Below are 26,535 nucleotides of genomic sequence, written 5' to 3' on the forward strand. Positions count from 1 at the left end.
CGGCGGATCCAGCGGAAACTGCGTGCAGCCCAGCTGGCCGGAGATCACGCGGCTGGCCTGCTGCAGCATGGCCACCAGGGCCGGCTCCTTCTCTTCGCTGTAGCGGAACGAGGGGAAGCTGACCGACAGCCCCGCCACCGGCTGATTGAGCCGGTCGAACACCGGCACGCCGACGCAGCGGATGTGGTCGTCGAACTCCTCGCGATCCTGGCCGAAGCCCTGCTCGCGCGTGCGCTGCAGTTCGGCGGCAAAGGCGTCGCGGTCGGTGATGGTCTTCTCGCGGTAGCGCTTGAAGTCGCAACCTTCGAGGATGCGTTCGCGGCGCTGCGGATCTTCCCAGGCCAACAGCACCTTGCCAATGGCGGTGCAGTGCAGCGGCGCGCGCCGGCCGACGCGCGAATACATGCCCAGCATGTGCCGCGAATCCACCTTGTGCACGTAGATGATCTCGCTGTCGATCAGCGTGCCCAGGTGCACCGTCTCGCCGGTCTGGTCGGACACCATCTGCATGTGTGTGCGGGCCAGCTCGGTCAGGTCGGGGAACTGCAGCGCCTTGGTGCCGAGTTCGAACATGCGCATGGTCAGGCCGTAGCGCTCGCTATCGGCCTCCTGTCGCACGTAGCCCAGGCTCTTCATCGTCTGCAGGAAGCGGTAGATCGTGGCCTTGGGCATGGCCAGCCGCATCGACAGCTCGGAAATGCCGGTTTCATCGCGTTCGCCCAGCGCCTGCAGGATGGCAAACACCTTCAGCACCGCGGCCACCGATTCGGGCTGTTTGGGGTCGAGTGAATCGTCGTCCATCGTTTCGGCTGCTCTGATATGGCGTTTCAAAAGTGGATTTTGCCTGCAAACCGGCAGCTCACGGCGCGGATGCGCCCTTGCCCGGCCCGCTGTTGCGGTATTCGGCCAGGTAGGGTTCCGCCGGGTCGGGCCGGCGGTAGCCCAGCGCTGCCGGGTTCTTGCCGGTGGCCTGAAGCAGGTGCCAGAAGTCGTCGCTGCTGGTCTGCACGGGTCGGTGATTGCGGGCGCTACGCTCTGCCTGCCAAGGCGCCCAGGGCGAGGCGGTTTTCAAGTGGCTGCCGAGCCGCGAGTTCAGCACCGCCATCTTGCCCACCGTCTCCAGCGTCAGCGTGCTGATCGCATCACCCGTGTTGGCAGCGCCGCCGGGCACGATGGCGCACTGTGCTGCCTTGTCGCCATACGGGCTGCACGTGGCGCCGGTGAACCACTGGCGGGCCAGGTGCACACCGCCAGCCTGGGCCAGGCTACCGCCCTCGTGCGTGAAATCGCACTCCTCGAAGACGAAGCCGTACGGAATGCCGAGGTTCGTGCTCGGCGCTGCGATGTAGCCCGAAGCCAGCTGACGCCGGCCGCCGACCCAGCGGATCTCGCTGGACTGGAAGTACGCGGTGGTCGGACCGAAGATGAAGTCCACATCGCCGGCCACCAGGCTGCGGTGGATGAAGCTGCGTACGGTGCGGTCTGCAGCCGTGGTGGTGAGGTACAGCGTGTCCTGGTGGCCGAGCAGCCGCACCTGCTCCAGGTGCACTCGGTCGGCACCTTCGGACTTGAAGGCCACGGCCTGGTGTCGTGCCTGGGGCTGCAGCGGTGAGTCACCCCGGTCGGGGTCGTGGCCGTTGTCCACCGTCAGGTTGCGTGCCTGGAAGCCGTCACGCTTGACCCACATCACCGGCGTGCATCCGGTATTCAGCGTGAGCTGCCTGCTGCAGGCGCGAAAGAAGGCGGCGATGTCGGCATGCAGGCCCGCCGCTTCGTACACCACCGCATGCTGCGCGATGTACGCGGCCACGGGCAGCCCGGCATCGAGGGCGTGGTGGATGCGCACGGCCGCCGGGTCGGCGCCCTGCCCCCACAGCGTGATGGGTATCGGGCCGGCGGGCACATAGACCACTTCGTGGTAGCTGCCGGGAGCGATGCCGATGTAGACCCGCGACACCGCCAGCGCGCCCAACGCGGCATCGCCATGCGCACGATTGACCGCGGCCTGCACGGTGGCGAAGACCGTGCGGCCGTCGGCCGCCGCGGGGTCGACGCGGTAGTGGAAGGCAGGCGGCGCGCGACCGGTGATGACCAGGTCCGCCAACGGCTCCCAGCCGTCGGCCACCAGCGCGCCGGCGTGGCCGGCGGCGGCCAGCACGCGCTGGCGGGTGTAGGCCAGGGCCTGCGCATCGCTGAGTTGAGGCCGCAGGACGCTGCCGCGCACTTCCCGCGCTATCACTGTCGAGCCATCGCCTGCGCAGGCCACCAGCGCAGCGCAGGCTGCTCCGGTGATCCCGTGGCGCAGGCCGGCAGGCATCACAGATCGGCCAGGAACAACCCGGGTTCGCCGGCCTTGTCGCAGCTGAACAGCACCTGCTTCTGATCCGGCGTGAAAGAGGGGTGCGGGTGGGTCACTTGCCGGTCGCCCTTGTAGACGCCCCACGAACTGTCGTGCCGCGCGATGCGCCGCTCGGTGCCGGCCTTCAGGTCGAACAGGTGCAGGTACGGGTCGGTCTGGATCGCGTAGCCCGCGCTGTCATTCACGTCGACGGGGCTGCCGCAGCCGTCGCCGACGATCAGCGTGCCATCGGCATTGCTCATCAGGTGCGAGCATGGCGGCATGTTCACCAGCGCGGTGTCCTGCAGCGTGACCGGGTCCAGCGAGCGGATCCAGCGCTCTGGCCGGCCCTTCTGATAGGACACGTAGACCATCGCCGAGCCATCCGGCACCCAGAACTCGTGCGTGCAGCTCTCGCCCTCGGCATGTTGCTTGCCGCAGCGCAGGTTGGTGCCGTCCTCGTTGATGAACCACATGCGCGCATCCACCAGGTCGTGGTTGCCCTCGTGGCAGAAGGCGACCGTGTTGTCGTCGAAGGGCCGGTACTGCGGGTGGCCGAGCCACAACTTCTCTTCGTGGATGGTCTCGCGCTGACCCGTCGCCAGGTCGATGCGGATCAGCCGGCAGCGCGGCCTGGCGTAGAACATGTCGCGGAACTTCTGCCAGTCCGACAACGGGAACCAGTCAGTCGCCAGGATCTCGATGCCGACCATCTTGGTGCAGGCGCTGTTGGCCACCCAGGTGCCGTAGCCTACCCAGGCTTCGGGTACGGTGTAGGCCACCTCCTCCCGCAGCGTCGCCAGTTCCAGCCGGATCAGCTGGCGCTTGGCGCGCACGAAGTACAGATGCTTGTCATCGGGGCTCAGGAAACCGCCGAAGGTGTTTTCCTCCGGCTGGTCGGTGAGTTGCAGTGCCTCGCCGCTGGCCAGGTCCAGCAGGTGGTAGTGCCAATCGTCCCCAGGCCCGAACTCTCCGCCGAAGACCAGCTTGCCGCCGTCGTTGGTGAAACACTTCTGGTAGAAGTAATTGCGATGGCAGGTGACGTCGATCGGCGTCAGCCGGGTCATCCGGGCGCCGGTGTCGGGATCCTCGCTGACATCGAATGTGAGCGTGTGGACGGTGTGTTTGCCTGATGTTTTCATTTGATGCGTGCCAAGAGCGCATTGCCATCGATGAGCAAGCGCGTTGCGGCCTCCTGTTCGGTGATCTTGTCGTAGGACACGCGCTCGAAGACCTCACGCATGAACTTGCGAAAGCGCGCGTCTTCGAACTTCGGTGAAGGCAGCTCGATGCGGCCAGCATCGCGCTGCGCCTTGATCTGCAGGTAGGCCTTCAGTTCCAGTGGCGGCAACAGGCCGGCCTGTTGCAGTGTGTTGAACGCGCGCGCCGTCGACGGCACGCCGCGCGACAAGGCCAGGATGCGGGCCGCCTCGGGGTCGGTGAGCAGAAAGTTCAGGAAGCGCGCCGCAATCGCCGGATGTTTGCAGCGCTTGCTGACCGAGAACAGCATGGCCGGCCGGCCGAACATGCCGCTGTTCCTGGCATTCGGCAGCGTCAGAAACTCACCGATGTCCAGCTTCTGCTGCTTGTCCAGCGTGCTCTGGCGCAGGCGCAGCGTGGTGTCCCAGGCGTAGTTGCCGGCCCAGTTGCCGACCACCCAGTCGGGCTGCTGCTCCAGCGGCTTCTCGGCCCCGCCGAGGCTGGCGCGGTGGCGCAAGGGCGTGGCCACATGCGCATCGACCAGTCGCTTGTAGAGCTGCACCCATTCCAGCAGCGCGGACGGGCTCATCGCCACCTGCTTGCCGGACGCATGCACGTAGGGCGTGCCATGCTTCTGGAAGATGTAGGCCTGCGCCAGCAGCAGCATGTCGTAGGGCTCGCCGTCGATCGGATAGGCCTGCTCGCCGAGCTTCTTCTGGAACACCGGGCCGGCGGCGAACAGGTCGTCCCATGTGCGCGGCAGCGAGAGCCCGGCGCGCGCGAAGCTGGCCTGGTTCCAGACGAACAGGCGCGCGGTGTACGAAGGCGACAGGCCATTGAGCTTGCCCTGCACGCTGCCCATGCGCAGTTCTTCATCAGGGAACTGATCCATCGCCAACTGGCTCTTCTGCTGGTTCAGGTCGTAGAAACCGTCGCCATGGCGGCTGAACATCGCCAGCCAGGCCCAGTTGATCTGCATGATGTCCGGCTCGGTGCCGCCGGCCATCTGCATCGTCAGCTTTTCCAGGTAGCCGGTCGTGCCCATGTACTCGGGCTTGATCTTCACGCCCGGGTTCTGTGCTTCGAATGCCGCGATGGCCTGCAGCGTGCGCTTGTGGCGCTCACCGCCGCCCCACCACAGGAAGCGCAGCGTGGCGGTTTCGGCGCGGGCGGTGCTGCCGGCAAACACCAGTGGGGCAGCGATAAAGGATCGGCGATGCATCACGTCAGATCAGCAGATTGACGCCGTTGGCGCTGTCGAAAGCATGACACGCCGCCATCTGCACGTGGAAGACGTGGCTGTCGCCGCGCGCTTTGCCCACCAAATCACCCAGGGCATCCGAGGCCACCCGGCTGGTGAACGGCAGGCCGCCGAGCTCGGCATGCACGAAGACCTCACTGCCCATGTTCTCCATGAAGCGCAGCGTGCCCGGCACCCGAACCGCACCGGCGTGGCTGGCGATCGCGGTGATGTGTTCCGGCCGCAGACCCAGCTTCACCGCGCCATTGCCGCGCGAACGCAAACGATCGGCTTTCACCACCGGCAGCGGCAGACGCACACCGCCAAAGCTGAACGCCACATCGTCCGACGTGACACTCAACTCGACATCGTGCTGATTCATCTCCGGCGAGCCGATGAAGCCGGCAACGAACGCGTTCGCCGGCCGCTCGTACAGCGCCGCCGGAGTATCGACCTGCTGGATCGTGCCTTCCTTCAGCACGCAGATGCGCTCGCCCATGGTCATCGCTTCGACCTGGTCGTGGGTCACGTAGACCACGGTCGCCGGCATGCCCTTGTCGCGCAGCGTCTGGTGCAACTCCGTCAGGCGCACGCGCATCGACGCGCGCAGCTTGGCGTCCAGGTTCGACAGCGGCTCGTCGAACAGGAACACCTCCGGTCGCTTGACGATGGCGCGGCCCACCGCCACGCGCTGCGCCTGGCCGCCGGACAGCTGCTTCGGGTAGCGGTCCAGCAGGTGGTCCATCTCCAGCAGCTTGGCCGCTTCACGCACGCGGCTGTCGATCTCGGCCTTGGGCGTGCCGGCCAGCTTCAGCCCGAAGGCCAGGTTGTCCCAGACCTTCATGTGCGGATACAGCGCGTAGTTCTGGAACACCATCGCAATGCCGCGTTGCTTGGCCGGCAGTTCATTCACGACGGTGTTGCCGATCACCAGCTCACCGCCGCTGATGCTTTCCAGCCCGGCGATCATGCGCAACAGCGTGCTCTTCGCGCAGCCCGAGGGGCCGACAAAGACCATGAACTCGCCGTCCCTCACCTCCAGGTCCACGCCATGCACGGCCTTGAAGCCGTTCGGGTAGACCTTGGCAATCTTCTTCAGGCTCAACTGCGCCACAGGAATTCCTAGCCTTTAATGCCGCTGGAGGCGGCACCTTCGATGAAGTGCTTCTGTGCTGCAAAGAACACCAGAACCGAGGGCAGCAGCGCCACCACCGAGATCGCGATCGCGCTGGCCCATTCCACTTCTTCGGTCGCGCCGATGGTCATCTTCAGCGCCAGCGAGACCGGGTACTTTTCCACCGACGACAGGTAGATCAGCGGCCCCATGAAGTCGTTCATCGTCCAGATGAACTGGAACACGATGACCGAGACGATGGCGGGCTTGAGCAGCGGCACGATCACGTACAGCAGCAGCTGCAGCGGGTTGCAGCCGTCGATCATCGCGGCCTCTTCCATGTCGCGCGGAATGCCGCGCAGGAACTGCACCAGCATGAACACGAAAAAGGTGTCGGTGGCAAAGGCCGAGGGCACGATGATCGGCCAGTAGCTGTCCAGCCAGCCGAATTCCTTGAACATCAGGTACTGCGGAATGCGCAGGATGATGTGCGGCAGCATGATGGTCGTGACCATCACCGAGAACAGGATCTTCTTGCCCCAGAAATCGAAGCGCGCGAAAGCGTAAGCCACCAGCACGCAGGAGATCACCGTGACGATGATGCGCGGAATGACGATCAGGAACGAATTCAGGAAGTAGGTGGCGAAGGTGTATTCGGAACTGGTCTTCCAGCCCTTGACGTAAGCGCTGAAGTCCAGCCGGCTGGGCAGCAGGCCGATCTCGCTGAAGATCTCGGCATTGCTCTTGAACGACGCCGCAACCAGCCACAGGATCGGGTACAGCATCACCAGCCCGACAGCGGTGAGCGCGCCGTAGCGCAGCCACGCCGCCAGGCGCTCACGGCGTTCGGTGTTCAGGCTCAGGGCTTCAGTGGCACTCACTTGCGCACCTCTTTTTCGCCCGCATAGAACACCCAGTACTTCGAGCTCCAGAACGACACCGCGCTCAACGCACCGATCAACGCGAACAGCACCCACGACAGCGCCGCGCCATAGCCGAGGTTGAAGTACTTGAAGCACTCCTCGTAGATGTAGAGGCTGAGCACGTAGGTCGAATGCAGCGGCCCGCCTTCGGTCACCATGTACGGGCCGTTGAACTCCTGGAAGCCGTGCACCAGCTGCATGATCATGTTGAAGAAGATCACCGGCGTGATCAGCGGCACGGTGATGCGGGTGAACTGCTGCCACTTGCTGGCGCCGTCGATCTCCGCCGCTTCGTACAGCGATTGCGGCACGTTCTGCAGCGCCGCCAGGAAGATCACCATCGACGAGCCGAACTGCCAGGTGAACAGCGTCACGATGGTCCAGATGGCGTAGTGCTCATCGGCCAGCCAAAGAATGGGCTCGATGCCGAGCTTGGCCAGCAGGATGTTGACCAGCCCACGCTGCGAGAAGATGAAGCGCCACAGCACCGCCACCGCGATCGAGCCGCCCAGGATCGACGGCAGGTAGAAGGCCGAGCGGAAGAAGTTGATGCCGCGCAGCTTGAAGTTCAGCACGTGCGCGATGAACAGCGCAAAGCCCACCCGCAGCGGCACGGCGAGCACCACGAACAGCAGCGTGACGCCGAGCGACTGGCGGAACACCTGGTCCTTGCTGGCCAGCTCCACGTAGTTCGCCGCACCGATGAACACCGGCGGGCTGAACACGTCGTATTCGGTGAAGCTGAGCGCCAGGCTCATGATGAACGGGAACAGCTTGAAGCCGAGCACGCCCAGCACGAAGGGCAGCACGAACAAGAAGCCGATCCGCTTGTTCTCGTACATCGTGTCTCCGGTGCCTGCCTTGTCGTGGGCAGGTCTGAATTGTTTGGCTAGCGCGCCAGCCAGCCGCCATCAACGGCCACCGTGTAGCCGTTGACGTAATCCGACGCTTGTGAAGCGAGGAACACCACCGGCCCCGCCAGATCGTCCGGCACGCCCCAGCGACCTGCCGGAATGCGCTCCAGGATCGACGCATTGCGTGTTTCATCGGCGCGCAAGGCGGCGGTGTTGTTGGTCGCCATGTAGCCCGGCGCAATCGCATTGACATTGATGCGATGCCCGGCCCATTCATTGGCCATCGATCGGGTAATGCCCATCACCGCGCTCTTTGACGCCGTGTACGAAGGCACGCGCACGCCGCCCTGGAACGACAGCATCGACGCGACGTTGATGATCTTGCCGCCGCTCTTTTGCGCCATGTATTGCCGCGCCACGGCCTGCGAGAAGAAGAACACCGACTTCAGGTTGATGTTCATCACATCGTCCCAGTCCTTCTCGCTGAACTTGATCGCGTCTTCGCGGCGGATGATGCCGGCGTTGTTGACCAGGATGTCGACCCGCCCGCGCCAGTGCACCGCGTCGCGCATCAGCGCGGCGATGCAGCCTGAGTCGGCCAGGTTCGCGCGCAGGTCCAGGAACTGGCGACCCAGGCCCTGGACCTGGCTGATGGTGTCCTGCGGCTGCGACTGGTTGACGCCGACGATGTCGGCCCCCGCCTGCGCCAGCGCACGGGCCATGCCCTGGCCGAGGCCGGTATTGCAGCCGGTGACGATGGCCACCCGGCCTTGCAGGCTGAATTGCTCCAGTACCATGGACGACATGCCTTTTGTGGGTTAGCGCAAGGCCGTCATCGGCACGTGGTCCATGTCCTTGAACACTTGGTTCTCGCCGACCATGCCCCAGATGAAGGTGTAGGCCTGCGTGCCGACGCCGCTGTGGATCGACCAGCTCGGGCTGATCACCGCCTGTTCGTTGCGCACCACGAGGTGCCGCGTCTCCGCCGGTTCGCCCATCATGTGGAAGACCACGCCGTCGGCCGGCATGTCGAAGTAGAAGTACACCTCCATGCGCCGGTCGTGCTGGTGGCAGGGCATGGTGTTCCACAGGCTGCCGGGCTCCAGCTGGGTCATGCCCATCAGCAACTGGCAGGTGGGCAGTACGTCCGGCACGATGAACTTGTGGATCGTGCGGCGGTTGCTGGTCTTCGGATCGCCCAGCGTCTCGGGCGAAGCCTCGCTCAGCGTGATCTTCTTGTTCGGGTAATGCGTGTGCGCCGGCGCGCAATTGAAGTACAGCTTGGCCGGGTGGCCTGCATCGACGCTGGTGAAGCTCAGCTCCTTCGCGCCCTGGCCGATGTACAGCGCCTCGCGCGGGCCGACCTCGTAGCGCTTGCCGTCGGCTTCGACCACCGCGGCGCCGCCGATGTTGATCAGCCCCAGCTCGCGGCGTTGCAGGAAGAAGTCGGTACCGGTGTGCTTGCCGAGCTCGGGCGCGAAACGCACGGCCTGGTCCACCGGGTGGATGCCGCCGACGATGATGCGGTCGATCTGGCTGTAAGTCAGCGTGGCCTGGTTGGGCTGGAACAGGTCTTCGACCAGGAAGTGCTTGCGCAGGCCAGTGGTGTCGAGCGTGCGGGCATGTTCGCTGTGAACGGGTTGCCGAATCTGCATGAGGGCTCCTAGGGCTGTGACGGGTGCCAACTCCGCGGGCACCGCGGCGCCCAGTGTGGCGCGCCGTGAACGGGTGGGTTGGGACTTTCCCGGAAACGCTGTTCTTATTTAATGAACCGACGTTTCAAATTGAATTCGTGGGGCTATAGTACACGCAAATCAGCGTTTCACAAGGCCTGCGGGCCACGGGAGATCCCCAGGGAAACACGGGGACGCTTCCAAAGCAAATGGAGCAGAGATGTCACCGTTCTTCCTGCATGCCGAAGTTCCGTGGACCGAACTGGGCGATGGCATTCGCCGCAAGATCGTCGGCCACACGCCGGAGCTGATGTCGGTGCTGGTGCAGTTCGACAAGGGCGCCATCGGCACGCCGCATGCACACGATGCGCATGACCAAATTGCCTATGTCGTGGCCGGCTCGTTCGAGGCCACGGTCGCCGGTGTGAAGCGCGTGCTGCACGTCGGTGATGCCTTCGTGGCGCCGCGCCTGCACGAACACGGCGTGATCGCCCTCGAAGCCGGCAGCACGCTGCTGGATCAGTTTTCGCCCCGCCGAGAGGACTACCTCTAGGCCTGGCCCTGCCCCGGCGCGTGCCGCACTGCAGCGGCCCGCGCCTTGAGTTCCGAAGGGCGCCCTGCGCGCGCCCAAGACCGTGATCCCCGTGACTCGGGCACGGCGCCGCATGCCGCGGCGCCGGAAGAGTCCTGCGCACGCAGCGTTGCCCAGCTGACGCACCATTCGAACGTTATCAGGAGACAAGCCATGACAAGGCGCCACCCCCATCCGCTGCCCACCTCGACCCTGCCGGGCCAGCGCCCCCTGCGCATAGCCCCCACCGCCGTGATGCTGGCCGTGACCACCCTGGCGGGCCCGGCACTGGCCCAGACCGAGACCCTGCGGGTCGAAGTCACCGGCTCGATCATCCGCCGCAGCGTGTCCGACGAGACGGCACTGCCGGTCACCTCGCTGAAGGCCGAAGATCTCACGCTCCGGGGCCATACCGAGCTGAAGGACTTCATGCTCGAGCTGCCACAGGCCAACTCGCTCGGCAGCTTCGCCGGCACCGCCGGGCCGATCACCAGCCTGCGCGGCCTGGGTCCGATGCGCACCTTGACGCTGCTGGACGGCCGGCGCCTGGCCAAGGAGCCACTAACCAACCAGTACGTCAGCCTCTCGGTGATTCCGCGCATGGCGCTCGAGCGCGTCGACATCCTGCGTGACGGCGCGTCATCCGCCTATGGCTCCGACGCCATCGGCGGCGTGCAGGCCTTCTACACCATGCGCGCCTTCGAGGGCCTGAAGGTCCGCGCGGAGTTGCTGGAACCCGAGCGTTCGGGCGGGGGCGACGAGCAGACGCTGGGCCTGGCCTTCGGCCGCGGCAACCTGGCCAAGGACGGCTGGAACGCCTATGCCGCGCTCGAGGTGCAGAAGCGCAAGGTGCTCAAGCGCGAAGAGCGCCCGGAGCTGATCGACGGCTCGGCGCTCAATTCGCTGGGCATCTCCACCGCGCCGGCGCTCGGCGCCAATGCCACGCCCGGCAACTTCACCGATCCGACGCATCCCACCTCGTCGCAGCGCACGCTGCGCTACAACCCCTACTATGGCGCCGCCTGTCTGGACGGGCATTCGGTGCCCAGCACCGCAGGCGGGCGGCAGACCTGCTTCCAGGATCCGGACACCTACACCGCCTTCAGCAACGGCAACGACAACCTCACGCTGTTCGCCAAGGGCACACTGGCGCTCGGCGCCGACCACCGCCTGAGCCTGGAGTACAACCTCGCCAAGTTCACGGTGAAGCAGTACAACGCGCCGGTGCCGGTCACCGTGCGGCTGGAGAGCACGCATCCCTACTACCCCGGCAAGGGCCTGGTGCCCGCCGTGCCCGGCGTCGATACCGGCGACCGGCCGATCGACGTGCTGTGGTCCGTCGACGACCTGGGCCACCGGGTGCGCGAAGACAAGCACACCAACCAGCGCATCGTGCTGGCCGCCGAAGGCCGTTTCGGCCAGTGGGACTACCGCAGCGGCCTGAACTTCGGCACCTCCGAGCGCGACACCGGCGCGGGCTCCGGCTGGACCACCGTCACCGGCATCGCAAGCACGCAAGGCACGGCCAGGACGCTGTACCTCGACCCCCGGCTCAACCCCTTCGGCCTGCAGACCCAGCAGGGGCTGGACCTGCTGAACGCCAACTCGGTGGAGGGCCGCAGCTTCCGGCTGCACAAGGCCGGCAACACCAGCCTGGACTTCACGCTCACCCGTGACCTGATGGACATGGCCGGCGGCCCGTTGACGCTGGCCGTCGGCGGCGAATTCCGCCGCGACAGCTGGCACGCCGTGGGCCTGGCCATCAATGACCCGGCACCTTCGCTCAACGGCCTGGTCGACCTGCTGGGCCAGGATGCGCAGGCCGTGGGCGCCAGTGCCAAGACCGAGAACAAGATCAACCGCAACATCACCTCGGCCTTTGCCGAACTGGATGTGCCGGTGCTCAAGACGCTGACGCTCAATGCCTCGGTGCGCGCCGACAAGTACGACGACCTGCACGAGACCACGGTCAACCCCAAGCTCAGCGCACGCTGGCAGCCGATGCGGCAACTGGTGCTGCGTGCGTCGGCCAACACCGGCTACCGCGCGCCCAGCATCCCGGAGATTTACACCAAGGAAACCGAGCTCACGTCCATCCCGACCTTCGACGACCCGACGCTGTGCCCCACGATCAACGGCGTCAAGACACCCCGGGCGGGCTACACCTTTGCCGAGGTCTGCAGCCTGACCAACCGCTTCCAGATCACCAAGGACCCCAGCACCACCGGCGTGAAGCCTGAGACCTCGAAGAGCTTCACGCTCGGCTTCGGGCTCGAGCCCGTCAAGGGTCTGACGATGACGGTGGACTACTGGAAGACGCAGATGGACGACGTGATCGGCACCCGCCCGATCGACTTCATCCTGGCCAATCCGGACATCTACAGCGGCATCATCCGCCGCAACGCCGATGGCACCTTGGCCCTCAACGCGGTGTTCAACGCACCGTCCAATGTCGGCTCGGTGCGTGCTGCGGGCCTGGACGTGAGTGTGAAGTTCGTCAGCCAGCCCAGTTCGGCGGGCATCTTCAGCGCCGGCATCGACATCGCCTACCTCACCCGATGGGATGCCCGCTCCGAAGGCGTCAACGGCGACAACTGGATGACGGCGCTGGGCTACTACAACGACGTCGTGCCGGTGAACCCGAACGCCGGCCTGAGCAACGCCACGCGCGGCTTCAACAACCGCTGGCGCCACACTGCTTCGGTGGGCTGGGCCCTCGGATCGTGGAAGGCGCAGCTCTCGCAGCGCTACCAGAGCAAGTTCCGCGACCAGAACGCCGCTGCGCGCACCGGTACCGGCACCGAGGGGCCGCGCAACGTGGCGGCCTATGAGCAGTACAACCTGGGCATCGAGTACAGCGGCATCAAGAACCTCAAGCTCGGCCTGGCGGTGAACAACCTGTTCGATCGCCAGCCGCCGCTGACCAACCACACCGGCTACAACGGCTACCTGACGAGCTCGGTGGATGTGCTGGGCCGCGCCTATCGCCTGTCGGCCGAGTACACGTTCTGATCGCCGCATGCGTGTTCTGGCCGGCATTCACCGCAGGCTTTGACCCCTTGACTGACACGGAGCGTAAGACATGACATCACGCCTGCTCTTCGCGCGCCTGCTGGCCGCTGCGGCCTTGGCGCTTGCGGCCGTCGGCGCCAGCGCGGCGCTGACGCCAGGCGCCAGCATCACCGCGCTGCAGGACGGCAGCCCCAGCCTGCTGGGGGCCGACAGCGGCTACGCGGCCGGGCCGGGCTCGAATGTCACGGCGCTGAGCGACAGCGACCTGGAGTTCCTGACGGCCGATTTTGCGATCGGCATCGACTTCTTCAGCAGTGGCCTGCTGCAGCTGTACGACAACGGCGGCAGCGGCCTGGCCGGCAGCACGGTGCTGGCCTTCGACTTCAGCGGGCTCGCGGCGCCGCTGGGCAGTGTCAGCGTCGATCTGTCGGCGCTGCTGTCCGGCAGCGTGACGGCCACGCTGTTGAACGATCACACGCTGCAGCTCACGCTGAGCGATGTGCAACTGGCCGACAGCTTCGGCCCGCTGGGCCTGCAGTTGCAGACGGTGCCCGAACCCGCGCCGCTGGCCCTGCTGGCCGCGGCGGCGCTCGGTGCGGCGCTGCAGCGCCGTGCCGGCCGACGTGGCCACTGATCCGCCGACCTGATCCGCTGACACACGAAAGACGCGGCCACCGCCAGCCCCTCACTGCTTGGCTGGCGCTGGCCGATGTCGTCACGACTTCGGAGACACGCTGATGATGCGCACTTCTTCCCAGCGCCTGGGCGCTGCCCTGGCCTGCACGCTGCTGACCGCGCTGGCCCTGCCCGCCGCGGCCCAGACCGACCCCGCTCGCGAGGTGGCTCCGGCCGACGGCTGGGCCGCGATGGCCGGCGGCACCAGCGGCGGCGCCGCCGCCACGGCCGAGCAGATCTACACGGTCGGCAACCGAGCCCAGCTGCTGGCGGCCATCGCCAACGGCGGCACGCGGCCCAAGATCATCAAGCTGGTCGGCAGCATCGACATGAGCGAGGGCCAGCCCTACACCAGCCATGCCGATCAGGACCTGCGCGCGATGGTGCGCCTGCCCTCCAACACCACGCTGATCGGCGCCGGCCCCGGCGCAGGGCTGGCCAACGGCCGCATCGAGATCATCGGCGTCTCCAACGTGATCGTGCGCAACCTGCACATCGTCGCGCCCTGCGACGTGGCGCCGGTATGGGATCCGAGCGACGGCGCCACCGGCAGCTGGAACGCGGCCTACGACGCGATCACGATCCTGGGCGCCGACCATGTCTGGATCGACCGCAACACCATCACCGACGTGCCGGTCACCGACGACACGCTGCCGATCGAGAACGGCAAGACCAAGCAGTGCCACGACGGCGCGATCGACATCACGCGTGGCGGCAACTACGTGACGGTGTCCTACAACATGCTCGACCGCCACGACAAGACCATGTTGATCGGCCATTCGGACAGCTTCAGCGCCGACATCGGCCGGCTGAAAGTGACGATCGCCAACAACGTGTTCAACGCCATCGGCCAGCGCGCACCGCGCGTGCGCTACGGCCAGGTGCACTTGTTCAACAACTACCACGCCGGCGCCAAGACCGCGCCGGTGTATGCCCATTCGTACAGCGTGGGCATCGGCACCGGCGCGCAGGTGATCTCGCACGCCAACGTGCATGCCATCAGCGGCGCGGCGCCCGGCTGCGCCAGTGTGCTGCAGACGCTGAACCCCGACGCCAACAGCGCCTTCGCCGACACCGGTTCGCTGCTCAATGGCGCGGCGCTGGGCGCCTGCCCGGTGTCGTCAGCGGTGGGCTGGAGCGTGCCCTATGCGTTCACGCCGCGGCCGGCCGCGCTGGTCAAGGCCAATGCACTGGCCAAGGCCGGCGCCGGCAAGCTCAGCACCAGCATCAGCGGCGGCGGCCATGTCGGCCTGCCGCCCGGCACGCTGCTGCCGGTCAAGGGCGGCACCGGCGTGCCCACCGACACGCTGCTGACGCTGGCCTTCGACAGCGCGCCTGTGCTCGGCAGCAGCGGCACCATCACCGTGCGGCGGGCCAGCGACAACGTGGTCGTCGACCGCATCGACATCTCGACCACGCCCTCGGCCACCGACACGCAGACCGCCATCCCCCGCAGCAACCTCGAGATCGACGCGCTGGGCCTGGGCGCGATGCCCGAGAACGCGGCCCGCGCCCGCTTCGTCTGGTACCGACCGGTGACGATGCAGGGCAATGCCGCGACGATCCGCCTGCACAGCAACAGACTGGCCTTCGACACCACCTACACGGTGAGCGTGGATGCGTCGGTGTTCACCGGCAACGTGGGCGGCGTGCCGTTCAGCGGCATCGGCAGCGGCGCGGGCTGGAGCTTCACCACGCGCAGCGCGCCGGCCAGCCGGACCAGCGTGGTGGTCGACGACGACGGCACAACGGCCGACTTCCGCACGCTGCAAGGCGCGCTGAACTGGGTGATGGCCGCCTGCTCCACCGGTAGCTCGGCCAGCGGGGGCTGCAACACCGTGGCCACGCCCAAGACCATCACGCTGAAGAACGGCCTCTACCCGGAACTGGCCACGCTGCGCAACGTGCACAACCTGACGATCGTCGGCGAAAGCCGCGACGGCGTGCGCGTGGGCGCGGCCAACTTCGAATCCCTCAACTCGGGCAGCGGCGCCAGCGCCACCAGCGCCGGCACCACGCTCACCACCTCGGGCCGCGTGCCCGGCCACCGCGTGCTGGGCGGCGGCCGCTCGGCCCTGCTGGTGGAGAACGCCGATCTGCTGACACTGGCCAACTTCACACTGGAGAACCCGCACAGCCGCAGCACGCTGTACGACAACCAGGCCGAAGCGATCTACTTCAACACCAGCACCACGCCGGCCGCGGCGCGCCTGGTGGCCAAGGAGATGAACTTCCTCAGCGAGCAGGACACCCTGCAGCTCAAGGGTTATGTCTGGGTCTGGCGCTCGCTGGTGGCAGGCAACGTCGACTTCATCTGGGGCAGCGTGATGGCCGCGCTGTTCGAACAGAGCGAGATCCGCTCCGTGTTCGACCCCGCCAGCAGCTCGGCCGGTTATATCCTGCAGGCCCGCGCCACCGCGGGCGATGCCGGCTTCGTGTTCCTGGACAGCAGCCTCACTGCCGGCGCCGGCGTCACCCAGGCCTGGCTGGCGCGCAGCGGCAGCACCACCAGCAGTACCTACGTGGACAACATCGCCTTCATCAACACCCGCATCGGCCCGCACATCCTGCCGCTGGGCTGGTGCGTGGGCACCGGCACCAGCCGCACGGGCACCGGCCAGGGCAGTTGCAGCAGCAACCCGCCGCCCTGGTCCGGCAGCGGCAACGGCGGCGCCACCGATGCGGCCGGCTGGCGCGAATGGAACAGCATGGACCTGGCCGGCCTGCCGCTCGATGTGAGCGGCCGCCTGGGCTGGACCAACGTGACGGTGAACGGCGCGTCCGCCACCGTGCAGCTGGCCAAGCCGCTGGACAGCACCACCGGCCTGGCCACGCGGGCCGAGGTGTTCTACAAGAGCACGGCCGCCACCGGCGCGCCGGGCGGCTGGGTGCCCGCGCCTTGAGCACGGCCCGCCGCCTCACGCTGGCCGCGGCGCTGCTCGCCGCGGGCTGTGCCGCGCCCGTGGCCACCGATCGCGCCACGGCGGCCGCCCCGGTGCTGGCCTTCCCGGGCGCCGAGGGCGCCGGCCGCTTTGCGCTGGGGGGCCGCGGCGGCGCGGTGCTGACCGTGCACAACCTGAACGACAGCGGCCCCGGCTCGCTGCGCGCGGCCGTTGAAACCCCCGGCCCGCGCACGGTGGTGTTTGCCGTCTCCGGCACCATCGCGCTCCAGCGCGAGCTGCGCGTCACGCACGGCCGCCTGACCATCGCAGGCCAGACCGCGCCGGGCGACGGCATCACGCTGCGCGACCACACGCTCACCATCGCCGCCAGCGACGTGGTGGTGCGCTACATCCGATCGCGGCTGGGGGATGCGCTGAAGGTCGACGAAGACGCCATCGGCATCGTCGCCGGCCGCCGCATCATCCTGGACCATGTGTCGGCCAGCTGGTCCACCGACGAAACGCTGTCGGTCAGCGCGCGCTTCGACACGCCCGAACGCTCGTTCGACGAGGTCACCGTGCAGTGGTCCCTCATCGGCGAATCGCTGAACCGCAATGCCGCCAAGCCGCCAGGCACCGAGCATGGCTTCGGCACGCTGCTGCGCGCCGGCCGCGGCGCCAAGGTCAGCATGCACCACAACCTGTGGGCCCACCATGCCGACCGCATGCCGCGGCCGGGCAACTGGCTGAAACCGGAGGTCGACCCGGTGGGCGCGCTGTACGACTTCCGCAACAACGTGTTCTACGACTGGGGCCGCGGGCGCTCGGGCTACAACATGGATTCGCAGGCCACCCGCTCGAGCTACAACTTCATCCACAACGCCTACGTGCCGGGGCCGATGTCCAAGCAGCGCCTGGCCTTCGAGGAAAGCAGTGCGCAAGCGCGCGCCTGGTTCGAAGGCAACCTGATGGACGGCCGCCAGCCCGCCGACCCCTACAGCCTGGTGGTGGCGCACAAGGAGCACTTGCCGCAAGGCCTGCCTGCTAACTACCGATTGGCGCAGCCATTGCAGATCGGCCCGGTGCGCACCAGCACCGCCGCGGTGGCCTACAGCCAGGTCATCGCCTGGGCCGGCGCGGCGCTGAAGCGCGATGCGGTGGACCAGCGCCTCGTCGACGACGTGCGCTTTCGCACCGGCCGCATCATCGACAGCCAGGCCGAGGTGGGCGGTTGGCCCGCGCTGGCCACGCGGCCGGCGCCCGCGGACAGCGATGGCGACGGCCTGCCCGACGACTGGGAACGCCGGCACGGCCTGAACCCGCAGGACCCGGCCGATGGCGCCCGCGCCAACCCGAAGACCGGCACCACGCACCTGGAGGACTACCTCGCGAGCCTGGTCGCCGGCGTGGGCCCGGGCGCCGATGCAGCTGCGCAAGCCGACACGGCGGCCCCGGCACCGCAGACACTGGGCGCCTTTGCCACCGTGCACCCGGCGCTGCACCTGGCCGGCGATTCGACGATGGCCGACAAGCCGCTGACCCCGCCGCAGCCCGAGCGCGGCTGGGGCCAGCTGTTCCGCCCGCTGCTGAAAGAGCCGCAGCGCCTGCTGAACCACGCCGCCAACGGCCGCAGCACCAAGCGCTTCATCGATGAAGGACGCTGGGATCACCTGCTGTCGCAACTGGCGCCGGGCGACTTCGTGCTGCTGCAGTTCGGCCACAACGACGCACGCATCGACGACCCGGCCCGCTACGCCCCGGCCCGCGGCGCCTACCAGGACAACCTGCGCCGCTTCGTGCGCGAAGTGCGCGCGCGCGGCGCCACGCCCTGGCTCGCCACGCCGCTGATGCGCCGCCAGTTCGACGCCAGCGGCCGCCTGGTGGACAGCCACGGCGACTACCCCGCCGCGATGCGTGCGGTGGCGGCCGAGCTGCAGGTGCCAATGCTGGACCTGCACCGCGCCAGCGCCGCGTTGTTGCAAGGCCTGGGTGACGAACCGTCGAAGGCGCTGTTCATGTGGATCCCGCCCGGCCGGTTCGACACGCTGCCCGAAGGCAAGAAGGACAACACGCACTTCACCGAGCGCGGCGCGCAAGCGATGGCGCGGCTGGCGGCCGAAGCGATGCGGCAGCAAGGCCTGCCGGTGAAAGACTGGCTGCAAGACCTCCCGGCCACCGGCCCTTGACGCGAGCGGAGCGCCCCGCGGCCCTTGACCGACGGCGTTTCGGCAGGGTCACGGTGAACGCGCACCGCGGCGCAGGTTCGCGCATGGCCCATCGACCTGGCGTCGATGGCTCCTTCGGCCGATGTGTGACGACCGCCCGGTTCCTACATTGCTCACACCGATCAACGGCCCTGCAAGCCATCCCTCTGGAGCGAGCACACCATGCACCCCATCCCTGACCTTCCCCCGGACCCCACGTTCCGCATCTCGATGCTGGAAACGATGATGCTGATCCGGGCCCACGAGGAGCGGCTGGCGTCATTGGCCACCCCGACCTCGCCCGGCACTTGCACGGCAGTCGGACAGGAGGCGGCTGCCGTCGGCGTCATCCGTGCCCTGGAGCTGCGCGACCGCATCCTCACCAACCACCGCAGCGCCGGCCACCTGCTCGCGCGCGGCGCCGATCCCGGCCGCCTGATGGCCGAGGTGATGGGACGCGTCGACGGCTACTGCAAGGGCAAGAGCGGCTCGCTGCACGTCTCGGCACAGGAGCTTGGCGTCGTGTTGACGTCGACCATCGTCGGCGGCGAGCTGTCGCTCGCGCCCGGCGTCGCGTTGGCGCAGAAGATGGGGCAACAGCAGCCGGGCGGCATCACGGCCGTGTTCTTCGGTGACGGCGCGGCCTGCGAGGGCATCTTCCACGAATCGATCAACCTCGCGGTCACCTGGCAACTTCCGCTGCTCTACATCTGCGAGAACAACCAGTGGCAGGCCTTCGTTCGGCGCGACGAGACGATGCCGATCGAGCACATCGCCGACTGGGCGCGCGGCCACGGCATCGAAACGCGCACCGTGGATGGCAACGATGTCGAGCTGGTACACGCCGCAGCGAAGCAAGCAGCGGCCGCCGTTCGCGCCACCGGCAAGCCCTATTTTCTGGAGCTCACGACCTATCGCCAGCGCGGCCACTTCGAGCCCGACGACCAGGCCTATGTCGACGCGGTCGAGCTCGCGTCATGGAAGGCACGCGATCCGATCGCGCTGCTGCGCGGGCGGCTGCTGAAGGAAAGTGTCGTCGCGTCCGGCGAGCTCAGCCACTTGCAGCAGCGGGTCGACGCCGCCATCGCCGCGGCACTCGACTTCGCCCAGCACTCGCCCTGGCCCGACCTGCGCGAACTGACCACCGATGTCTACGCCTGAACCCGGAGCTCACACCATGCAAACGATCACCGTTGCCGATGCCGTCGGCCAGGCCTTGGCCGAAGAAATGCGCCGCGACTCGCGCGTCCTGATGTTCGGCGAGGGCGTGGCGACGAAGCGCCGCGAGCTCGTCACTGAATTCGGCGTCGAGCGCGTGCGCAATACGCCGCTCGCCGAGGGCATCATCGCCGGCACGGCCGTCGGCGCCGCCGCCATGGGGCTGCGCCCGGTCGTCGACTTGCTGTTCGCGCCCTTCCTCACCTTGTCGATGGACGCCATCATCAACAGCGCCGGCAAGCTGCGCTACCTGTCGGGCGGCCAGTTCCAGTTTCCGATGGTCGTGCTGACGATGACCGGCGCGGGCTGGGGTGTCGGCGGCCAGCACAACCACAACCTGGAGGCGATGTTCGTGCACGCGCCGGGCCTGAAGGTCGTGATGCCGTCGAGCGCCGCTGACTTCAAGGGTTTGATGAAGGCGGCGATCCGCGACGACAACCCGGTGCTGTTCTTCATGGACCTCGCGCTCGCCCATGCGCCCGGGCCGGTGCCCGACGGCGAGCATCTGGTGCCGATCGGCAAGGCGGCCGTGCTGCGCGAAGGCAGCGACGTGACGCTGGTCTCCTATGCGAAGACGGTGGGCCACTGCCTGCAGGCCGCGCAGTCGCTGGCTGAGCAGGGCGTGAGCGCCGAGGTGATCGACCTGCGCACGCTCAAGCCGATCGACGAAGCGACGGTGCTGGCTTCGGTGCGCAAGACCGGCCGCCTGATCGTCGTGCACGAAGCCAATCGCCTGTGCGGCGTCGGCGCGGAAATCGCCGCCATCGTCAGTGAGAAGGCATTCGACGCGCTGAGCGCACCGGTGCTGCGCTTGACCGGGCAGGATGCACCGGCAGCGGCGTCCTGGGTGCTGGAACAAGCCAGCGTGCCGCAGGCCGACGCGATCCGCGATGCGGCGCTGCGCCTGGCCGGTGCCGAAGTCGCAGCTTGACGGGGAAGTCAGCCCGGTTCGTCGGCCAGCAGGTCCTGCATCGCTTGCGGCTCGATCAGCGCCCCCGGATGCTGGATCACCCGCGCAGCCAGCCGGTTGCCGAAGGCCGCGGCCTCGGCGCTGCCGGCGCCCAGCAGCCGCCGGGCCAGGTAGCCGGCGGCGAATGAATCGCCGGCCGCGGTGGTATCCACCACGCGCGGCACGGGCTCGGTGGCCACGCTCTGCCAGGGCTCGCCAGCGCCGCCGCGCAGCAGCGTGGGCTCGGCGCCGCGCTTGATCACCAGCTCCGGCGTCGGCAGGGCCTGGGCAGCGACGATGGCCGCCTCCAACGATGGCAGTTGGTGCAGCGCCTGGTGGTCGTCGGCCGTCACCAGCGCCAGGCTGGCCAGCTCGAAGGCGCGTGCATAGCTGTCGCGCGCCTGGACGGGGTCCGGCCACAGCCGGGGACGATAGTTGTTATCGAACACCACCTGCGCGCCGCGTTTGCGCAGCGCCTGCGCCAGCGCGAACAGGCGCGCGCGGCCCTCGGGCGGCAGGATAGCCAGGCTGATGCCGCTGAAGTACAGCGCGTGCAGCCGGCCCGCCGCGTCTTCCAGCGGCGTATTGTCCGGCGACGTATTGCCCGGCGGCGTCTCGAAATAGGCCTTGGCTGCGCTGGTGTCGCGCCAGTAGCTGAAGCGTCGCTCGCCGCGTTCGTCCACCTCGATCAGGTACAGCCCGGGCATGCGGCCGGGGATGCGCCGCACCAGCCGCGTGCTCACACCCTCGGCCTGCCAGCGCTGCAGCAGGCCGTCGCTGAGGCTGTCGTCACCCAGGCCGGTGGCATACATCACGTCGAGGCCGCGGCCACCGGCCAGCCGCGCCAGGTACACCGCGGTGTTCAGCGTGTCGCCGCCAAAAGTCTGGCGCATCGCGCCAAAGGCCTGGCCCTGCAGTTCGAGCATGCACTCGCCGAACAGCGCCACTTGCAGCGCAGCTGTCATGGAATCCCCTAAGCAATTTGGAACGGTGTTTCGATATTCTATAAAAGTCGTTGCGAAGACTGAACCCGGGGCTATCCCACCCATCACCGTGCCTGCATTCCATCGCTTGCTGCTGACCGGCGCCGCCGGCGGCCTGGGTCGCGTGCTGCGGCCGCGGCTGAAGGCCTATTGCGCGCAGTTGCGCCTGTCCGACCGTGCCGACCTGGGCACCGCCGCTGCCGGGGAAGAGTTGTGCCCTGCCGTGCTGGAAGACAAGGACGCGGTACACGCGCTGCTGCAGGATGTGGACGCGGTGGTGCACTTCGGCGGCATCTCGGTCGAAGCCGCCTGGCAGCCGATCCTGCAGGCCAACATCATCGGCCTCTATCACCTGTATGAAGCGGCCAGACACCAGCGCGTGCGGCGCATCGTGTTCGCCAGCTCTAACCACGTCACCGGCTTCTACCGCCAGGACGATGTCATCACGCCGCAGGCACCGCCGCGGCCGGACACGCTGTACGGCGTCAGCAAGGCCTTCGGCGAGAACCTCTCGCGCATGTACCACGACCGCTACGGCATCGAGACCGTGTGCATCCGCATCGGCAGCGCCACACCGGCGCCCGAGAACCGCCGCATGCTGGCCACCTGGCTCAGCCACGACGATCTGGAACGGCTGATCGTGGCCGCGCTCACCGCGCACTACGTCAGCCACACGGTGATGTTCGGCCTGAGCGACAACACCACGCGCTGGTGGGACAACACCAGCGCCAGCCACATTGGCTACCGGCCGATGGACAGCGCCGAGCCCTTCCGCGCCGAGATCGAAGCCCGTGAACCGCTGGCCGACGCCAGCGACCCGATCGCCCGCTACCAGGGCGGCGTGTTCGTGAACCTCGGCCCCTATGACGCCTGACACCCTGCCCCCGGGCACCCCGAAGGAAATACCGATGAAGACGCTGAAACAATCACTGATCGCCCTGGCCACACTGGCCGCCTTCGCTGCGATGGGGCCGGCACGCGCCGCCGAGTTCCGTTCGGCCGATGTGCACAACAGTGACGAGTACCCGACCGTCGCCGCCGTCAAGCACATGAGCGAGTTGCTGGCCAAGGCCAGCGGCGGCAAGCACAAGATCAAGGTCTTCAACAAGGGCGCGCTGGGCTCGGAGAAAGAGACCATCGACCAGGTGAAGATCGGTGCGCTGGAACTCACGCGCGTCAACATCAGCCCGATGAACGCCATCTGCCAGAAGACGCAGGTGCCGACGATGCCCTTCCTGTTCCATTCGGTGGAGCACATGCGCAAGGCGCTCGACGGCCCGGCCGGTGAGGAAATCCTGAAGAGCTGCGAAGACCAGGGCTTCATCGGCCTGGCCTTCTACGACAGCGGCGCGCGTTCGATCTACGGCCGCAAGGCGGTGAAGACGGTGGCCGATGCCAAGGGCATGAAGATCCGCGTGCAGCAGTCGGACCTGTGGGTGGCGCTGGTCAGCGCGATGGGTGCAAATGCCACGCCGATGCCGATCGGCGAGGTCTACACCGGCCTCAAGACCGGGCTGATCGACGCGGCCGAAAACAACATCCCCAGCTACGACGGCTTCAAGCACTACGAGGCGGTGAAGTTTTACTCGAAGACCGAACATTCGATGGCGCCCGAGATGCTGCTGATGAGCAAGCTGGTGTGGGACAAGCTGCCGAAGAACGAGCAGGACATGGTGCGCAGCGCGGCCAAGGAATCGGTGGCCTTCCAGCGCAAGAAGTGGGATGAGCAGGAAGCCAAGTCGCTGGCCATCGTGAAGGCCGGCGGCGCCGAGATCATCGAGGTCGACAAAAAATCGTTCCAGGCAGTGATGGGCCCGGTCTACGACAAGTTCATGACCACGCCGGATCTGAAGCGCCTCGTCAAGGCCATTCAAGACACCAAGTGAGCGAGGCACCAGCGCCCGTGCTGGGCGCCTTCACGCGGTTCTGCGCGGCGCTGTCCAAAGCCGCCTTGATGCTGGCGGTGGTGGGCCTGATCGGCCTGATCCTGTGCGTGCAGTACCAGGTGATCGGGCGTTATGTCTTCAATGACACGCCCACCTGGGCCGAGGCGCTGGCGCTGCTGCTGGTGCTGTACGTCACCGCGCTGGGTGTGGCGGTGGGCGTGCGCGATGCCGGCCACATCGGCCTGGAATCGCTGGTCGGCCTGCTGCCCGAGGCCTGGCGGCTGAAGCTCGAGATCGTGATCCATGCGCTGGTGGCGCTGTTCGGCGTGCTGATGGCGCAGGCCGGCTGGCTGTGGGCCACGATGAAGTGGAACGAGAAGAAGCCGATGCTGGGTGTGCCCGAGAGCATGGACTACTTTCCGCTGGTCATCGCCGGCGGGCTGATCGTGCTGTTTTCGATCGAACACATCATCGCGCTGTGGCGCGGCCACACGGTCGAACCGGCCTGGAACTGATCCCCGATGGAACTGACCGTTCTCTGCGTGAGCTTCACGCTGCTGTTGCTGCTGGGCGTGCCGGTAGCGTTTTCGATCGGCCTGGCCTCGGTGGCCACCATCCTCGCGGCGGGCATGCCGGTGGCCATCGTGTTCCAGAAGATGGTCGGCGGCATGCAGGTGTTCAGCTTCCTGGCGATCCCGTTCTTCGTCTTCGCCGGCGAGTTGATGCTGTACGGCGGCATTGCCGACCGCATCGTCAAGTTCGCCAACAGCCTGGTCGGTCATGTGCGCGGCGGGCTGGGCATGAGCAACGTCATCGGCTGCACGCTGTTCGGCGGCGTGGCCGGCTCGCCGCTGGCCGACGTGTCGGCGATGGGCTCGGTGATGATCCCGCTGATGAAGAAGCAGGGCTATCACGCGGATTACGCGGTGAACGTGACCACGCATGCCGCGCTGGTCGGCGCGCTGATGCCCACCTCGCACAACCTGATCATCTTCACGCTGGCCACTGCCGGCATTGCCTCGGTCAGCGTGTTCAGCCTGATCCTGGCGGCCATCATCCCGGCGCTGCTGCTGACGCTGAGCAACCTGGCCGCCGCCTATGGCGTGGCGGTCAAGCGCGGTTATCCCACGCATGGCAACTTTCCCGGCTGGGGGGTGGTGTTCGCCGCCTTCCTGGCCGCTTTGCCGGGCTTGCTGATCGTCGTGATCATCCTCGTCGGCATCCTGTCCGGTGTGTTCACCGCCACCGAATCGGCGGCCACCGCGGTGTTCTGGGCGCTGCTGATCACCGCGCTGGTCTACCGGTCCTTGAGCTGGAAGAACTTCCTGAAGGCCTGTGCCAAGGCCTGCAAGACCACCGGCGTGGTGCTGCTGCTGATCGGCATCTCCTCGGCCTTCGGCTATTTCATGGCGCTGTACGAGGTGCCGCAGAAAACCGGCGAGCTGATGCAATCCGTCACCACCCAGCCCTGGCTGATCTTCCTGATGGTCAATGTGCTGCTGTTCGTGCTGGGCACTTTCCTGGACATGGCGGCGACGATCCTGATCTGCACGCCGATCTTCCTGCCGATCTGCCAGCACTTCGGCATGGATCCCACGCAGTTCGGCATCATGATGCTGATCAACTGCGCGCTGGGGCTGAACACGCCACCGGTGGGCACCACGCAATTCGTCGGCTGTGCCATCGGCGAGATCTCGGTCGGCGAGGTGATGAAATCCATCCTGCCGTTCTACGGCGCGCTGACGGCGACATTGATGCTGGTCACCTACGTGCCGGCCTTCTCCCTGTGGTTGCCGGGCCTGATGAGCAAATGACGCGGCCATGCGAGACGTGAACATGACAACCGGACCCGAGTTCCCCTTCCAGCCCAGCCAGCGCTACCCCGATCCGCGCATCGAGGTGCTGGAAGAGCACTTCCGCAGCGTGCGGCTGTTCAGTGCTGCGGTGGAGCAACTGGCCAGCGGCTGCCGCTGGGCCGAAGGGCCGGTGTGGTTCGGCGACGGGCGCTTCCTGCTGTGGAGCGACATCCCGAACAACCGCATCCTGCGCTGGGACGAGTGTTCGGGCAGCACCAGCGTGTTTCGCCAGCCATCGAACAACGCCAATGGCCTAACACGCGACATGGCAGGCCGCCTGCTGGCCTGCGAGCACTTGACGCGGCGCATCACCCGTACCGAGTACGACGGCACCCTCACCGTGCTGGCCGACAGCTTCGACGGCAAACGGCTGAATTCACCGAACGACATCGTCTGCCAGCGCGACGGCAGCATCTGGTTCACCGACCCCAGCTTCGGCATCCACGGCTGGTGGGAAGGCGCACCGGCCGCGCAGGAACGGCCGCATGGCGTCTACCGCATCGACGGCGCGACGGGCCGGCTCGATTGCCTGCTGGACGACCTGGCGGCACCGAACGGCCTGGTGTTTTCGCCCGACGAATCGCTGCTGTACGTCATCGAAAGCCGCGGCCTGCCGCATCGCAGGATCTGGGCTTACGACGTGGCCGGCGCCACCTTGAAGAACAAGCGCCTGCACGTCGATGCCCAGGGCCCGGGCGCGCTGGACGGCATGGCCTGCGACATCGAAGGCCGGCTGTGGTGCGGCTGGGGCGACGGCGGCAGCGGCGCCGAGGCCGAAGCGCTGGACGGCGTGCGTGTGTTCGACCGCGACGGCACGGCCATCGGCCACATCCACCTGCCCGAGCGCTGCGCCAATGTCACTTTCGGCGGCGCGCACCGCAACCGGCTGTTCATGGCCGCCAGCCATTCCTTGTACGCGCTGTACGTGAATACGCAGGGAGCCTGAGGGCCCGTCTG

Annotated in this window: 22 protein-coding genes; 12 read left to right on the plus strand and 10 right to left on the minus strand. The window is 67.2% G+C overall.

What is annotated here, in order from left to right:
* The 9 genes from kdgR to kduI all read right to left on the minus strand — a co-directional run.
* Window positions 1-801, minus strand: an 801-nt coding sequence (gene kdgR / locus VLK61_RS22870) for a DNA-binding transcriptional regulator KdgR (RefSeq protein ID WP_325424298.1), incomplete at its 3' end; no start/stop codon positions are given.
* 58 nt (window positions 802-859) lie between these two features.
* The gene (locus VLK61_RS22875; RefSeq protein WP_325424300.1) at window positions 860-2,317 is read right to left on the minus strand and encodes a pectinesterase family protein; all 1,458 of its coding nucleotides are present in this window, start codon (window positions 2,315-2,317) and stop codon (window positions 860-862) included.
* Window positions 2,317-3,480 (minus strand): oligogalacturonate lyase family protein, encoded by a 1,164-nt coding sequence (locus VLK61_RS22880; RefSeq protein ID WP_325424303.1) that lies wholly within the window; start codon window positions 3,478-3,480, stop codon window positions 2,317-2,319. The genes VLK61_RS22875 and VLK61_RS22880 overlap by 1 nt, the downstream gene beginning before the upstream one ends.
* Complete coding sequence (locus tag VLK61_RS22885) at window positions 3,477-4,760, minus strand: ABC transporter substrate-binding protein (protein WP_325424305.1); 1,284 nt, start codon at window positions 4,758-4,760, stop codon at window positions 3,477-3,479. The genes VLK61_RS22880 and VLK61_RS22885 overlap by 4 nt, the downstream gene beginning before the upstream one ends.
* A gap of 4 nt (window positions 4,761-4,764) precedes the next feature.
* The gene (locus VLK61_RS22890) at window positions 4,765-5,892 is read right to left on the minus strand and encodes an ABC transporter ATP-binding protein (protein ID WP_325424307.1); all 1,128 of its coding nucleotides are present in this window, start codon (window positions 5,890-5,892) and stop codon (window positions 4,765-4,767) included.
* 8 nt (window positions 5,893-5,900) lie between these two features.
* Complete coding sequence (locus VLK61_RS22895; protein ID WP_325424309.1) at window positions 5,901-6,773, minus strand: carbohydrate ABC transporter permease; 873 nt, start codon at window positions 6,771-6,773, stop codon at window positions 5,901-5,903.
* On the minus strand, window positions 6,770-7,657 hold the full coding sequence (locus VLK61_RS22900) for a carbohydrate ABC transporter permease (protein ID WP_325424311.1): 888 nt from the start codon (window positions 7,655-7,657) through the stop codon (window positions 6,770-6,772). The genes VLK61_RS22895 and VLK61_RS22900 overlap by 4 nt, the downstream gene beginning before the upstream one ends.
* 47 nt (window positions 7,658-7,704) lie before the next feature.
* Entirely contained in the window at window positions 7,705-8,475 is a 771-nt protein-coding gene (gene kduD / locus VLK61_RS22905; RefSeq protein ID WP_325424313.1) for a 2-dehydro-3-deoxy-D-gluconate 5-dehydrogenase KduD, read from the minus strand.
* A 12-nt stretch (window positions 8,476-8,487) separates the two neighbouring features.
* Window positions 8,488-9,324 carry a 5-dehydro-4-deoxy-D-glucuronate isomerase gene (gene kduI, locus VLK61_RS22910; RefSeq protein ID WP_325424315.1) on the minus strand — a complete coding sequence of 279 codons (837 nt, stop codon included), beginning with the start codon at window positions 9,322-9,324 and terminating at the stop codon, window positions 8,488-8,490.
* Between the two features lie 238 nt (window positions 9,325-9,562).
* On the opposite strand from kduI, the gene VLK61_RS22915 reads away from it, so the two are divergent.
* From VLK61_RS22915 to VLK61_RS22945, 7 genes are all read left to right on the plus strand, one after another.
* Window positions 9,563-9,895: a cupin domain-containing protein gene (locus tag VLK61_RS22915; RefSeq protein ID WP_325424316.1), complete on the plus strand. Its 333-nt coding sequence runs from the start codon at window positions 9,563-9,565 to the stop codon at window positions 9,893-9,895.
* A gap of 192 nt (window positions 9,896-10,087) precedes the next feature.
* The gene (locus tag VLK61_RS22920; protein ID WP_325424317.1) at window positions 10,088-12,925 is read left to right on the plus strand and encodes a TonB-dependent receptor domain-containing protein; all 2,838 of its coding nucleotides are present in this window, start codon (window positions 10,088-10,090) and stop codon (window positions 12,923-12,925) included.
* A gap of 70 nt (window positions 12,926-12,995) precedes the next feature.
* Window positions 12,996-13,559, plus strand: coding sequence for a hypothetical protein (locus VLK61_RS22925; RefSeq protein WP_325424318.1), 564 nt, complete (start codon window positions 12,996-12,998; stop codon window positions 13,557-13,559).
* A gap of 103 nt (window positions 13,560-13,662) precedes the next feature.
* Complete coding sequence (locus VLK61_RS22930; RefSeq protein WP_325424319.1) at window positions 13,663-16,503, plus strand: hypothetical protein; 2,841 nt, start codon at window positions 13,663-13,665, stop codon at window positions 16,501-16,503.
* The gene (locus tag VLK61_RS22935) at window positions 16,500-18,668 is read left to right on the plus strand and encodes a GDSL-type esterase/lipase family protein (RefSeq protein WP_325424320.1); all 2,169 of its coding nucleotides are present in this window, start codon (window positions 16,500-16,502) and stop codon (window positions 18,666-18,668) included. The genes VLK61_RS22930 and VLK61_RS22935 overlap by 4 nt, the downstream gene beginning before the upstream one ends.
* 264 nt (window positions 18,669-18,932) lie before the next feature.
* A complete protein-coding gene (locus VLK61_RS22940) occupies window positions 18,933-19,847 on the plus strand; it encodes a thiamine pyrophosphate-dependent dehydrogenase E1 component subunit alpha (protein WP_325424321.1) in 915 nt (304 codons plus the stop codon).
* A 16-nt stretch (window positions 19,848-19,863) separates the two neighbouring features.
* Window positions 19,864-20,835: an alpha-ketoacid dehydrogenase subunit beta gene (locus VLK61_RS22945; RefSeq protein WP_325424322.1), complete on the plus strand. Its 972-nt coding sequence runs from the start codon at window positions 19,864-19,866 to the stop codon at window positions 20,833-20,835.
* Window positions 20,836-20,843: 8 nt separating this feature from the next.
* Here VLK61_RS22945 and VLK61_RS22950 read toward each other — a convergent pair whose 3' ends face one another.
* Window positions 20,844-21,818 (minus strand): sugar kinase, encoded by a 975-nt coding sequence (locus VLK61_RS22950; protein WP_325424323.1) that lies wholly within the window; start codon window positions 21,816-21,818, stop codon window positions 20,844-20,846.
* 82 nt (window positions 21,819-21,900) lie between these two features.
* Between VLK61_RS22950 and VLK61_RS22955 the strand changes: the two genes are divergently transcribed.
* From VLK61_RS22955 to VLK61_RS22975, 5 genes are all read left to right on the plus strand, one after another.
* The gene (locus VLK61_RS22955) at window positions 21,901-22,710 is read left to right on the plus strand and encodes an NAD-dependent epimerase/dehydratase family protein (protein WP_414636847.1); all 810 of its coding nucleotides are present in this window, start codon (window positions 21,901-21,903) and stop codon (window positions 22,708-22,710) included.
* A 34-nt stretch (window positions 22,711-22,744) separates the two neighbouring features.
* Window positions 22,745-23,722, plus strand: a complete 978-nt coding sequence (locus tag VLK61_RS22960) for a TRAP transporter substrate-binding protein (protein WP_325424325.1) — start codon at window positions 22,745-22,747, stop codon at window positions 23,720-23,722.
* A 68-nt stretch (window positions 23,723-23,790) separates the two neighbouring features.
* Window positions 23,791-24,237 carry a TRAP transporter small permease gene (locus VLK61_RS22965; protein WP_325424373.1) on the plus strand — a complete coding sequence of 149 codons (447 nt, stop codon included), beginning with the start codon at window positions 23,791-23,793 and terminating at the stop codon, window positions 24,235-24,237.
* Window positions 24,238-24,243: 6 nt separating this feature from the next.
* On the plus strand, window positions 24,244-25,536 hold the full coding sequence (locus VLK61_RS22970; protein ID WP_325424326.1) for a TRAP transporter large permease: 1,293 nt from the start codon (window positions 24,244-24,246) through the stop codon (window positions 25,534-25,536).
* Between the two features lie 22 nt (window positions 25,537-25,558).
* A complete protein-coding gene (locus VLK61_RS22975) occupies window positions 25,559-26,524 on the plus strand; it encodes an SMP-30/gluconolactonase/LRE family protein (RefSeq protein ID WP_325424327.1) in 966 nt (321 codons plus the stop codon).
* Window positions 26,525-26,535 lie beyond the last annotated feature (11 nt).

Source organism: Aquabacterium sp., assembly GCF_035476535.1.
Taxonomy (GTDB): Bacteria; Pseudomonadota; Gammaproteobacteria; order Burkholderiales; family Burkholderiaceae_C; genus Pseudaquabacterium.